General features: G+C 43.9%; 10 protein-coding genes. 7 read left to right on the forward strand and 3 right to left on the reverse strand.

Annotation, left to right across the window (positions count from 1 at the left end):
* Positions 1 to 116: 116 nt before the first annotated feature.
* The 6 genes from OEL83_07165 (at position 117) to OEL83_07190 (ending at position 7,110) form a co-directional block, all read left to right on the forward strand.
* Positions 117 to 539, forward strand: a complete 423-nt coding sequence (locus OEL83_07165) for a hypothetical protein (protein ID MDK9706816.1) — start codon at positions 117 to 119, stop codon at positions 537 to 539.
* Positions 520 to 1,059, forward strand: a complete 540-nt coding sequence (locus OEL83_07170; GenBank protein MDK9706817.1) for a S26 family signal peptidase — start codon at positions 520 to 522, stop codon at positions 1,057 to 1,059. Before OEL83_07165 ends, OEL83_07170 begins: the two co-directional genes overlap by 20 nt.
* A gap of 71 nt (positions 1,060 to 1,130) precedes the next feature.
* Positions 1,131 to 2,000, forward strand: coding sequence for a conjugal transfer protein TraF (locus OEL83_07175; GenBank protein MDK9706818.1), 870 nt, complete (start codon positions 1,131 to 1,133; stop codon positions 1,998 to 2,000).
* Complete coding sequence (locus tag OEL83_07180; GenBank protein MDK9706819.1) at positions 1,997 to 3,433, forward strand: conjugal transfer protein TraH; 1,437 nt, start codon at positions 1,997 to 1,999, stop codon at positions 3,431 to 3,433. The genes OEL83_07175 and OEL83_07180 overlap by 4 nt, the downstream gene beginning before the upstream one ends.
* A gap of 49 nt (positions 3,434 to 3,482) precedes the next feature.
* Entirely contained in the window at positions 3,483 to 4,088 is a 606-nt protein-coding gene (locus OEL83_07185) for a hypothetical protein (protein MDK9706820.1), read from the forward strand.
* Between the two features lie 43 nt (positions 4,089 to 4,131).
* The gene (locus OEL83_07190; GenBank protein ID MDK9706821.1) at positions 4,132 to 7,110 is read left to right on the forward strand and encodes a conjugal transfer protein TraG N-terminal domain-containing protein; all 2,979 of its coding nucleotides are present in this window, start codon (positions 4,132 to 4,134) and stop codon (positions 7,108 to 7,110) included.
* 681 nt (positions 7,111 to 7,791) lie between these two features.
* Here OEL83_07190 and OEL83_07195 read toward each other — a convergent pair.
* The 3 genes from OEL83_07195 to OEL83_07205 form a co-directional block, all read right to left on the reverse strand.
* Positions 7,792 to 9,198, reverse strand: a complete 1,407-nt coding sequence (locus tag OEL83_07195) for a DUF6035 family protein (protein MDK9706822.1) — start codon at positions 9,196 to 9,198, stop codon at positions 7,792 to 7,794.
* Between the two features lie 273 nt (positions 9,199 to 9,471).
* A complete protein-coding gene (locus OEL83_07200; protein MDK9706823.1) occupies positions 9,472 to 10,425 on the reverse strand; it encodes a toll/interleukin-1 receptor domain-containing protein in 954 nt (317 codons plus the stop codon).
* A gap of 459 nt (positions 10,426 to 10,884) precedes the next feature.
* Positions 10,885 to 11,148: a hypothetical protein gene (locus OEL83_07205; GenBank protein MDK9706824.1), complete on the reverse strand. Its 264-nt coding sequence runs from the start codon at positions 11,146 to 11,148 to the stop codon at positions 10,885 to 10,887.
* 454 nt (positions 11,149 to 11,602) lie between these two features.
* On the opposite strand from OEL83_07205, the gene OEL83_07210 reads away from it, so the two are divergent.
* Positions 11,603 to 12,487: a WYL domain-containing protein gene (locus OEL83_07210; GenBank protein ID MDK9706825.1), complete on the forward strand. Its 885-nt coding sequence runs from the start codon at positions 11,603 to 11,605 to the stop codon at positions 12,485 to 12,487.
* Positions 12,488 to 12,489: the final 2 nt, after the last annotated feature.

Below are 12,489 nucleotides of genomic sequence, written 5' to 3' on the forward strand. Positions count from 1 at the left end.
GGTATGGCATAGCGGTCGCAATGAGTATGGCATAACGGTCGCACGACTATGGCATAGCGCTCGCAATCTTATTTTTTTCACCATCAAAAAAATGCCATAAAACAACATGATATTTTGTGAAGTTAAAGTCAGCAAAAGTTCTTAAAAGATTATTAAAAAGAAAAGAAGAAAGCATGACAGAAAAAACAACAAAAACTCCTGGTGAAGAAAAAACATCAACAGCAAAAGCACCAGGAGCAGAAACCACAAAAACAACTCCCAGCTATCTGGAAATAATTGTCATCACGACTCTGATCGTAGGTGGTGCGATTTGGGGATACGACCAGTTCCTTGCCCAGAAGATTTTGACCTTTGACCTCAATGGCTACCTGCGGGAGCAAACGGCTTTGATAAAAGCGGGTCAAATGACAGAAGAGCAATTCAAATCAAGCTTGGACAGGACAGAAGCTCTTCTGAGTGCAGAAGCGGAAAAGAGGCGGCATGTCATACTTTTGAAAGATGTGGTGATGCGAAATGGTAATGAGATTTCTCCTCAGTAGCCGGTTGGCGGGTTTTCTCTTCGGGTTAACCCGCTGGGAAAAGACCGTGGCAATAGTTTTTCTGGTTGCCATTTTGCTGGGGTCATTCATCCCGGGACGGATCATCGTCGCACTCAGCGATTCACTCGACCATCGGCTTTTTTTCATGACGGGGCTCAACCCGGATAAAATCAAAAATGGCGATTATCTCGTTTTTCAAGGGAGCAAAGAAGAAGTGGAAAAACATGCCAAGCCAATGTTGAACAACAGACTCGACAAGCTGATAAAAAAAGTTGGCTGCGCTCCAGGTGAAACGCTCACCCGTGACGTCCAAGGCCAATTTTTCTGTGAGGGTGTTTTTGTCGGCAAGGCGTTGGAAGCTGATAGCCAAAAGCGTCCTTTGCCTCAATTTCAATATTCAGGGATTGTACCAGAAAAAAACTTCTTTATGATCGGCACCAACCCGCGCAGTTACGACAGCAAATATTTTGGATTTGTTGATGCAGGCAAAATTCTTCATAAGGCTTTACCGCTTTGGTAACCGGCTCTGGTAACGGGATTATTGGTAGCTGGCTGTGTTGCTGGCTATGTTGCTGGCTTCTGGTCATCACCATGACGACAAAGGCCCTGGCCGAAGAGGTTCTTTCGCCGGAGCCAGCTTTCTATAAAACCGCCAAAGAAGGTTGGTTCTGGTATCACGACCCACCTCCAGGGGTGCCGGAGGAATCTGATAGCCATAACTCGACCATAACACGTGAGGCCGGACCAAAGGCATTTGAGAAGAAAAATCCGTCGATGGACAAGTACACCATCAAAGAAATTTGGAATTTACATCCAGACGAATTTCAAGGGCTGTTGAATGGCGTACAGAAAAAAGCAGTACAAAACCCGAATGAGAAGAACATTCTGGAATATCTTATCATGCAGGATGTGGCTCGCCGGAAGGCTCTGGCTTATGCCAATGCCTCAAAATTCGTCACTCAAAAATACAGCGATAAATTCAATATCAATCAGGTTTATCCGACTACGATACCCGGTATATCGGCCAGGGTACAGGAGCAACAAAAGGAAATATCGGGCACCATCCTGGCTGCTCGTGAAAATCATGCCTTGCTGTTTTTTGTAGGCCAGGGCTGCGGATTCTGTGATAAGCAAGCGGCAATTCTTACTTATTTTGTAGAAAAATACGGCTGGCAGATCAAATCCATTGATATCGGCCGGCACAGCACTTTGGCGGTACGGTTTAACATCACTACCACTCCAACCTTGGTTCTCATCAAAAACGGAACAGAACAATCCATGCCGATAGCAGTCGGGGTAGTGGCCCTGTCGGAAATGGAACGGAAACTGTATCAGGCCATCCGCTATATGGGCGGGGAAACGAACATAGATACCTTCCAGACGTATGATTATCAAAAAGGTGGCGCACTTGACCCAGGTGCAATTTTAAAGACAGAAGAACAGCCCTGGAGGGAAAGATGATGAAAAAGATGATCTTAGCTTTATTCGTGAGTTTGCTATGTCCAATATCAGGCCAAGTTGCAGAGGCTGGTTGGGTGGATGATTGGTTGCAACAGAGCAATTCAACGCAGTCCGGCTATTTTGAGGGGCAACAGCGGGGATATTATTCCGCCGGCAGTTTTTCCGGTCGCTGGAAAAGTACCGCCGATTATCCGGTTACTCTGGAAATGCCAAAAGTAAAGAGCGGCTGTGGTGGTATTGATGTGTTTATGGGCGGTTTCTCGTTTATGGATTCTGATTATCTGGGTGATAAGCTCCAGGCCATCTTGTCAAATGCCGCAGGGGTGGCCTTCGACCTGGCACTTAAAACTCTCTGTGAGCAATGCTCCAACACAATTAAAAACTTTGAGGCTTTATCTGACGCACTCAATCAGATGCAGATAGACGAATGTGCAGCGGCTAAATCATTGGTAGGAATTGTAGCCGACGAGAATGGTGTTCGTTCCGGTGAGGAAATGAAGGAAAGACTCGGTACTGCGGTCAAAGAAAATAAATTAGTCAGCGGTGTATCGGAAATGTGGACAGACCTGACAACAGCAGAGCAAGCAAGCGGAGGTGCTGTTTCATCTGGTGATGTATCCGCCGTAACCTCGGGATGTAACGCAGATGTGCTGGATTTGTTTTTAAACGGCGATTCGATGCTCGCAAATGTCGGAGCCAAAATGTCTCTACCTGGGCCTCATATTGATCTCATTCGTGGTCTGGTTGGTGATCTCAAATTGTCGGGAGCGGCTGAGGCATATAAAATTTCTTACATGCCGCCATGTTCAGAAAATAATACTGATTCGATCAAATCCATTGCCAATGGTGATATTTACCTCAAAAGCACTACCGGCCAATGTTCGCAGGTTACTGATGGCAATAAGGATATGGGAGCGTATGTCAGAACTCAGTTGACTAGTTTAGCCGACAAATTACGCACCAAAGGCACATACACAGCGACGGAGATAGCTTTTATGGACTCTAATCCGTTGTCTCCATTGCCTATTCTCAAAAGTGCCGTTGGCACCAGGACGGAAGGTGCAACCATAAGCGGCCTAGCCGACATAACCGCTTCTGCTTACAGCCTGCAAATGATCTCGGATTTGTATATTCGGGCGGAAATGATTGCCAGAAAAGCCAGAGAAGTTTTGGAAAAAAAGGCTTCGGGGTCGTCTGGCAGCCCAGACACTTGTGCCGCTGTCATTTTTGCAGAAAATGCCAGTCAGGACCTTTCCATCATGTTGGAGAAAATCCAACAGTTAAAAGAAGGGGCCAAAGCCAGTTATATCGCCTCGACATCAGAAATGAATGCCATTTTAAGCTATCTGGACCACATGCAAGACCTTGAAAGCCGGATGAACAAAGAAGTCACCCAGCGGTTTGGGAATAATGTGCTCTCAAGGTTTCAATAGAATTGAACCCCGACACAAAGGGGTTTGGAAATCAAAGGAGAATGGAAATATGAAAAAAACAATTTTTCTATTTTTAATTTTAGCATCCACAGATCCCAACCTAAGTTTTGGCGAAAATCCGAATTTTCAGGAAGGGCAAACGACAACTCCACAGATGCGGCAGTATTTTGAAGGTCGAAAAGCTGAATATAATCAATACCTGGCCGATTTAGCGGCATACAATCAAGCGATTGCAGATCAACGAGAATGGGACAACCAAAAAAATCAAGAAGACCTGGCACAACAACAAACTCAGGAAAGCCAGCAAGCTGCTATAAATCAAAAATCCCAGGAGTGCTCACAATCAGACCCCGCGGAGCAACAGGCATGTCGGCAAACAGTGACTGACATGCAAACCCAGATGTTCGGGCAAGCCGCAGAATATGCAGAATACCGACAAGAACGGGCAGGGACAAGGCCAATTGTGGGCCGGCAACCAACTTTTCACGATAATACCGCCGAACTCGCCAAGGCGTACATTTTTGCTGAAAATCAGGTGTTGGAAGAGAAGGTTAATGTCGTTGGTGCAAGAAATATGAAAGATGAAAAGGGAGGAGTAATAAGCAATGAGGAGGATGTCAGGGCCTACTATGACCGCAATTACGGTGCAAAATGACCACTCTTAGAAAAGTATCTGGCCATTACAATAGCTGAAACCAATGAAAGAAACTCCTGTCAAATTCCCTGCCATTTTGTGTCTGGTATTTCTGGTTGCAACCATATTCTATGTCACTCCTGCCTTTGCTATGGACATGGAATACTATACCTACGGCGGTTTTGGCCCGATTACGCAAGCCTTTACCCGACTGGCCCTGATCTTCAGTGATGCCGGATATATTGGTTTATTTGCAGTAGTAACGGTTATGGGCTTTCTTGCAGGGGCCATATCTTGGCTTGTCCAGGTGTCCAATGGCGGGAAAGCCACCCCTTTAATCTGGACAGTACCTGTTTTCTTCGGGATAATTCTCTATTTTGGCCTGTTTGTTCCCAAGGGAAATATCACGGTTTATGACCCAACGCTCAATAGATTTCAGACTATTGGTGGAATCCCTGATGCTGTTGTCTTTACTGCCGGTGTACTGAACAAAATCGAAAGAGGGCTGGTTGAGATTATTGATACAGCTTCCGCTCCCGATTCAGAATACTCCAGAGGTGCTGGTGGCATAGGTTTCAAAACCTTGGAGTCGGTTAGAAACTCATACATCAAAGATAACCACCTCAGAACAAGTCTGATACGCTATACCAAGGATTGTGTGACTTTTGAACTGATGCGGCCTGGAACAACTTTATCTCTTGATACTCTCCGCAATGACACCACCGATTTCTTGATTGAACTTGGCAAGGCTGTACACCCTGCAATCTATACAGTTTATTATGATTCGGCTGAACCGGCAGGTGTAACAAAAACCTGTACCGAAGCATGGAACCTTATCCGGCCAATTTTTCAAAATACCACTAATTATGCGGAAGCACTCAGGAAGACATGCGGCAAGGCTTCTTTTGATTCGGGCAATGCTCTTGAATATACTACCTGTAAAGACCTCATAACCAGCACCTTGAGATTCACAACGGGGAATACGGTCGTACCGGAGAAGCTCATCCAGCAACGACAAATCTCAGAAATTCTTTATACTTTCTACTATCAGGATGATGTAGAAACTGCAATGCTCATGGAGGCAAACCGGAAGATCACCTCCCAAGGTGTTGGTATTGGTATTGCCATGAACGAATGGATACCGATTATCAAGGCGATCATGACTGCCATCGCCATTGGCATGATTCCGTTCTTGGCCTTATTCCTGCCGACACCCGTAGTCGGCAAGGCCCTTTCAGCCATGTTCGGATTTTTCTGTTTCCTCACCATCTGGGGCATCACTGATGCAGTGGTTCATACTGCGGCAATGGATTACGCACAATACGCCTTTGAAGAGATGCGCCAGTCATCATTAGGCGTTTATTCGATGGCTGCCTTTCCTTCATTATCTGAAAAGATGCTGAGCATGTTCGGCATTATCCGCTCGTCGGGTATCATGCTGGCAAGTCTCTTCACCATGATGCTGATTAAATTTGGTGGTCATGCCCTGGCAATGATGGCCGGGAGTTTGAGTGGTGCGGTAAGCGGAGCAGGTGGACAGGCCGGAGCCTTGATGACTCCGGAAGGCACCTCAGCGGCCATGAGCCAGCAGCTTAAAGCATCAGGGAATTTGGAAGGTATGCCACAGCATAGGTTTTCCAACATGGCCTCGGCAGAGGCTTTCAATAGTGTCCATAGTCCGGTTGGTGGGTACAATTCCTCTATGAACGCCAGGAACGCCTTGACACAAGCAGGGCAAATTCCACAAGGGACTTCGGATGCCGACTATGCAGAGATGAAGCATAACTTTAACCAACAGGCAGGAACAGAAGCCGGTCAAGCATCGGTTTCCCTTGGCCCTGACGGACAAGCGACCCAGGGCAAAACGAATGCTGTTATGCCAAGTGGTTCTACTATGGCAGGTACAACCTTCGGGGCCGGTGGGGCAGGTGTACAGAATCTTAACGGCGCATGGGGGAAAGGTAGTTTTACTTCGGACGGTCATGGCGGCACCAATCTCACCTCTGCCAGTATAAATGGGATGTCTCCCATGGCTCTTGCAGAACAGAACGCACATATCAATACAGAAAAAGCAGCTCATGCCCTTGGTACGAATGAGAGTTGGGACAAGATGAGGAGCCAGCTGCAAACTGATGGTCATACCAGTGCCGAGTCCCGTGCCTATAGTGATAAATTGGCTAACGTTGCCGGGTCGGAATGGGGAAGGGTACTCAATGATAAATCCAGTTTCGTTAATAATTTGACTCAAGGTCAAAAAGAACAATTACAAGCCTATGGGGGTGGAGGCGCTGGAGTAAATATTGGAATAAAAGCAGACGGAGGTGGCAGATATATTATGACAGCGACCGGCGACGAAGGTAAAATATTGTCGTTTTCGGTCGATGAATCGACAGCTAATTCAATAAAAGAGAGTATGAGCAGTGTTCGTGAAAGAGCTGTCTCTGAAACCTTTGGGGATAGTAAGGGGCTTCAATTTGCAACAAATTTAGCAAGCAGGATTGGTGCGACCGAAGCAGCTTCATATCTGAAAGAGGCCAGCAGTATGACCCGTACAACTGAAACTACAGGGGCCGATGCTACAACTGCCTTTGTTGGTTGGTATGCAACTGATCGCTACGGGTCCGACAGCCCTGAAAATATAGACAAAGCTGGTGCCGCCCTTAATCACATGGCAACAGGCGGGTCGCCTGGCATGAATCAATTACAAAGCCATCAACAAAGATTCCTTAAAAGTGGAAATTATACTTGGGGTGACGGACAAGCTCAGGCGGATACTACCATTGATGCAACCAGAAGTGAGGCCGGCGGAAGAATGGCAAATGTTCAAGGCCAGGTAGGGCCAGGGGCAACTGTCGCTGGTATCCGAACGGATAATATTAATCCGGGAGGTTTCGGTGGCCACCCTGGCGATAATCATGATCCTTTAGTAACTCCACAAGAAGAAGGCAATGTAACTCTTAGAGACATGGAAGATCTTCGAGATTCACGTAATAAAGATTTTGAAGAATTCAGAATGCTGCCTAAAACAGGATCGGCTGAATAGTCTTTTTGAGAAAAAGAGAGAACGAAGTAGCCCGTAAGGATGAGCTAATTATCCTGTGCTTCGTAATTGAGATTACCTGCCAATTCAGAGTACATTATATCATGATGCCAGTCGGGGTCATAAACACAGTCGGGATCATCACGTTTGACCGGCTTTATCCACGGAGGTATCCAACGAGGTTCTTTCGATTGAGGATGACAAGGCTTTTTCAGCTTTAAAGAATACATCTTGTCATTAACCCATTTTCTAAAAAAACTATAGATAGTCATGCTGCCACCCTCACCAGAGTGTTTTTTCAAAATTTTTGAAAAGTGGAAATGGAACAAGCATTATTATTACAGCCAGGACAAAAAATCATCAATAACAAAACTAAAACTCTTTCTATTTTAAATAGATATGACAAAAGAAGAACTTGTCAATACCGTTGCCAAATCCACTGATTACAGAAAAACAAGCCAAACTTTTTCCAAGAATCAAAAATTCCTATACCCGCTTCTGGCTGGGCCAATACGTTTCAGTGTACCTTTTTTCTGAGGTTTCTGAAGATTACGTTCAATAAAAAGCTTTGTTATTCCTATGAATATTGATAGTTCCTGGATGTTTATAGTGTTGTTTTGCAGGATAGCTTCTAAAATTTTCCCCGACGTTTTCCCCGACACTAGAATGTCTTTCACTCATAGTTCACCCATTGGTTTTAAGATTTGGCCAGAGGGCTTTCGATTCTCGTTCACTTCTTACTTGGGCGACTAATTGATCAAATGCAGCCTTCACTTCAGGGAATAGAAGAAATACGAAGTCAGAAAAATCTTCGTTCCATTGAAATTTAGATGATGGATTCTCTACTATTTCTTTCCAAACTTCACTCTTTTTTCTCTTCCATTTCTCAGCATTGCCATGATCCAATAGCTCATCTCTTCGATTATAGGCATTGCTAGCAGCAAAAAAGAAAAATAAATCGCCGGGTGACGCTGTGTAAAGTTTGTGACCAAGTTCGACAAGATTATTGAATCCTGATCCAATAGGCTGCCCTACTTCAAGAGAATACAATGATTTTAATAACCGATGGAATTTCGCTGTTGACTTAGGGATATGGTATCCATGCTCTGCAAAAAGGTGCTTGAGCTTTTTTATAATGGGATCGTCATATTCCCATGACCTGAATTTGCAATGATTTTTTAGTTGGTTGCCGAGATCCTGAAGTATCTTGAACTTAATATCTTTCTGTACAATCAGTTTTGCTGTGTCATAGTCAAAAAAGTACGTTTGCTGTCTACTTTGGTTGAGGGTTAAAGATTTAAAAGGAATTATTTGTTCAAACAACCGCTGATCAATATTTGAGTTGCTGATGATCGGTTCTGCCCAGTGACAACGTAGATGCAATTGTCCAGTTTCAATTGAAATATCTCGTGTTTTCTCATTAATCACGAACGCATTCAAATTATTGGGATAGAAAATATCTAACTGAGTAAGTTTTGGGCCTTTCTCCACAAACCGCCGAAAAACCCAAATCAGCAGTGCCCCGTCATTGAGATAAAATTCGCTTCTTTGAACGATCTCTGAAAGAAACGTAGTTGATAGCTGTACCTCAAAAGCTATTCGCAAATCACCTTTTGGGCTGTGGTATATTGCCTGGACATCTGGGCGACGGAATTTTCCATCCTCATTCTTGCTTTTCCAGACTTTCTCCTCTTCGGCTCCTGAAAAATTCGGATCAGCGTTTAAGCTATCAATCAATAGTCTTTTGGTTTCAAGATGTGCATGACTTTCTTTGGCTCCGTTATATTTGATAGCTCTAATAATATCCTGGCTGGCATTTTGTTTCTCCAACTTTGGACAATTATTTTCAGAATCACGATGAGCAAAGTATTGACCTGTTTTCCCAGGATTTGAGCAAAGGTAAATAGGCTGGTAGCAAATAGGGCAAACGTATCTGGCCTCACCACGTTCAATATCTTGACGTAGACTCGTCCTGAGTTTCAGAGCTCGTTCATCATTGCCGACGAATTCTGCGGCGTCAAGTTCTAGACCTGCGTGGGAATCAAAGATATCCTGGATTTTGGCACTTTGTAGGTAAATGAATGAAGCCATATCTGTAGATATTTATTAAGTCTGCTAAAATGAGGGCTATATGATCGATAATTTCAATAACTTCTGTATTTGAAGTTTATGAAAAAGGTTAAAGGTCCGCTATTTTTCACGTGCTCCTGAAGAATTGGCTCAATTTCTAACATCTACGGTTTTGTTCTCATTAACGTAAGATTCTCACTGAGCGAACTATCTGCCAATTCAAGTATTTATATGGCAGCTGTTCATGCGTGAATCAAACGAGTTGCACAGGCCTCTGGTCGGATAGGGGCACTATTATTCCTGTAATGGTCTAATAAACATGCTCCAATAATATTCAGCAGCCCCTTGTTGCGACAAGGCCTCCTCACGACGATTGTCAAACAGTTGCATACCCAAAGGTTTGAGCTGTAGTGTGTACCCATCATCCACAACACTAAGTGATTCATTGAAACTGTTTCGCTGAACCTCCCCGGACTGTGAGTAAGCTATTCCCGGAGAGCCGAGAATACCCTGACCATAATATATAGAACATTGTGCAGTTCGCTTACCACTTTCATAGACGGACGCCGCGAAACTAGTCTCACTTAATCGTTTAAATCTAGTGTTTATATGCGTATTTCGTGCTGAGATTTCCTGAAGAGATCCTTCGAAATATCGCGCCATGTACTCGTAGCTATTTTCCAAAAATTCATCGTGTTCATGATCATCAAATTTCCGTTTGATTCTTAGATTGCTTGAACGATCGCCCTTGGGAACATTTGTTTGAAACCTTACAGGAGACTGTTCGTCCTTCGGGGTTTCAACCGGTACAGGGATTGCGTTTGCAGCATCGCGAACATCTTTAGCAATAATGGCAAAGGCCTCATGTTGATTGGCATACATAGAAACTGGTTTCCCATCAGTCGGCGTAGCTCTCAAATGACCGAATGGCCCAGAGTGCCAATCACAGGGATGCAAAATCACTGGTATCACAACTGAGCTTCCGTCTTCATGTTTTTCAATCGCACGCGTCATTTCCTTTTCATAGCAATAGTCAGATGCGAGAAAGTGGGCGCTGACGAGAAGAAGGACAATTTGAGAGGATTCAAGCTCGGAGTTAATTGTTTGATCAAAATCGCTGCCAGCAGTAATACGCCGATCATGCCAGGAGGATATAACTCCTTGACGTTTCAGCAGCGCCAAGTGAGTTTCCAACTCGTTTCGTAGCTCCTCATCCTTGTGCGAATAAGAAAAGAACAGCTTTGCCATAATGTTTTTTAACCTTTCCAATTTTTTATCTTACAAAAGATGCTTTAGCTGTTTCAGGAATGCAATCAAATTACCCCCAGTAAAATCAGTGTCATTTAAGCCCCGTTGATTTCAAAGATCGAATACCATTTTTTCGCGAGGCCGAGGAAGTCTACTTCCGCCTCCGCTGGCTCCGCAATTGGGAGTTGCAAGAATTAGGTCCAAATCGCCCTCTTGCACGACTACTCTCACACAAACCGAAAGCCCATCCGCTCGACGTCGATTAATCTGCTGATTGATCCAACTTTCCTCAATGCTACCGAGCTCACCCTCTGCTTCCCCGATTTTGATTTTGATCATGCTCTCTCCTTATGTTCATTCCGTATTCAGCGGATCGATGCTGCAAGAAAATTAAGGCAGTCTATCCTTTACTGAGAATAACACTGCCCTTGTTTGTTCTGCCCAGTTTGTAAAGATCGATCAGCTAACCGTGTATTCCTTCCATGGGATAGCTTGGATGGGAACATTGCTCATAAACTTAGCAATATCTCTGCGACCATAATATGTCGGAGTGCCTCTGCCGTTCTGAGCCATTAATATTACCGGAATTCCTGGGAAAAACCGTCCAAAATCATCAATTGCCTTGAGAGCCTCATGTTGCACCTGGACGACATGGCTTTTCACCACCACGATTGCAAATTTTACGCCCTGCTCTTTGATCACTGCGCCCTGAAATTTCGCCATTTCCTACCTTCCTCCTTTCTTCCTGGATGTTGTTTGAGCCAAAGCACTTCCGGCTGCAGTTTTTGATTGTGCACTGGTTCTTCCGTCCCTCAGAACGGCAGAGGCTTTCGTCGCCACTGTTCGAGATGTTGATTTGTTCGGAGCCTTTGTTTGACTCAGAGCGCTCGCAGCTACAGATTTAGAATTGGTGCCGGTGTTCTTACTCGTCAAAACACTTGACGCACTCTTAGCAGCTGTTGAACCTGTTACTTTTTTTGCCATTTGGTACCTCGTAGTTAATATTTGCTCTTGGGCAGATTTTACAAACTCTTAAAACGATAAACACGAATACTAAGTATGTCAATAAATAATGATTGATGAAAAGTAGTATTCTCGATATTCATATATTGTGAATATTTATTGATGTGATATAGTGTATGGCTCTAGCAATAAGATCTTAAAAACAGGTGAAAAAATGAGATGGAGTACAAAGAAACGACTGGAATTTATCGAGTCGCGACTATTTTGGGATGGTAAGATCAGCAGGAAAGATTTGACGGAATATTTCGATGTATCTATCCCTCAAGCAACGAAAGATATAAAGAAATACAGCGAGATAGCGCCAACAAACATCCAATACGATAGCAGTGCAAAACATTATGTGGCTGGGAACAGATTTCTTCCGGTATTGGCTACGCTAGAAGGAGAGTCATATTTTTCTCATCTCATAGTATCTGGTCTGGACAAATCCCCTGGAGAATTCTTTTGCGGTAGAGTCCCTCAATCATATCAACTGCCACTTTTAGCAAGAGCTATCGACTCCCAGATATTAAAGCAAATTCTTAAAAGCATGCATGGGAGTGAGTCAATAGAAATTGAATATCAATCGATGAATACGCCTGATCCAACAACACGATGGATTTCACCACATGCTTTTGGATTTGATGGTCTTAGATGGCATGTAAGGGGATTGTGCCACAAAGATAAAATGTATAAAGACTTTGTCTTAAGCAGGATAATTTCTGTTGGAGACAGCAAAATATTTCCGCACGGACATTTAAATGATTTTCTATGGCACAATAATTTAGTGTTCAAGATTGCAGCCCATAAAGATCTTTCTCCAGGTCAAAAAAAGAGCATTGAATGTGAATTCAATATGGTCAACGGAGAAGTGGCCATTGAAATAAAAGCTGCTTTTCATTTCTACTTGAAACAGCGACTAGGTCTTCATAAAGAAAATGAATCGATTTCTGGGAAAAAACAACAAATTATCCTCATAAATCGTGAAGAAATTGAAACAAAGCTTGCTCTTCTGCGCGAGATTGAATCTTCTAGGATCAAAGAGCTTTCCTTTTATTAATC

The organism is Desulforhopalus sp., assembly GCA_030247675.1.
Taxonomy (GTDB): Bacteria; Desulfobacterota; Desulfobulbia; order Desulfobulbales; family Desulfocapsaceae; genus Desulforhopalus_A.

What these genes read in the sequence shown, in the direction of transcription:
- OEL83_07170 (MDK9706817.1), top strand. Translation starts at nt 520, where the DNA reads ATGAGATTTCTCCTCAGTAGCCGGTTGGCGGGTTTTCTCTTCGGGTTA.
- OEL83_07175 (MDK9706818.1), top strand. Translation starts at nt 1,131, where the DNA reads ATGACGACAAAGGCCCTGGCCGAAGAGGTTCTTTCGCCGGAGCCAGCT.
- OEL83_07180 (MDK9706819.1), top strand. Translation starts at nt 1,997, where the DNA reads ATGATGAAAAAGATGATCTTAGCTTTATTCGTGAGTTTGCTATGTCCA.
- OEL83_07185 (MDK9706820.1), top strand. Translation starts at nt 3,483, where the DNA reads ATGAAAAAAACAATTTTTCTATTTTTAATTTTAGCATCCACAGATCCC.
- OEL83_07190 (MDK9706821.1), top strand. Translation starts at nt 4,132, where the DNA reads ATGAAAGAAACTCCTGTCAAATTCCCTGCCATTTTGTGTCTGGTATTT.
- OEL83_07195 (MDK9706822.1), bottom strand. Translation starts at nt 9,198, where the DNA reads ATGGCTTCATTCATTTACCTACAAAGTGCCAAAATCCAGGATATCTTT.
- OEL83_07200 (MDK9706823.1), bottom strand. Translation starts at nt 10,425, where the DNA reads ATGGCAAAGCTGTTCTTTTCTTATTCGCACAAGGATGAGGAGCTACGA.
- OEL83_07205 (MDK9706824.1), bottom strand. Translation starts at nt 11,148, where the DNA reads ATGGCGAAATTTCAGGGCGCAGTGATCAAAGAGCAGGGCGTAAAATTT.
- OEL83_07210 (MDK9706825.1), top strand. Translation starts at nt 11,603, where the DNA reads ATGAGATGGAGTACAAAGAAACGACTGGAATTTATCGAGTCGCGACTA.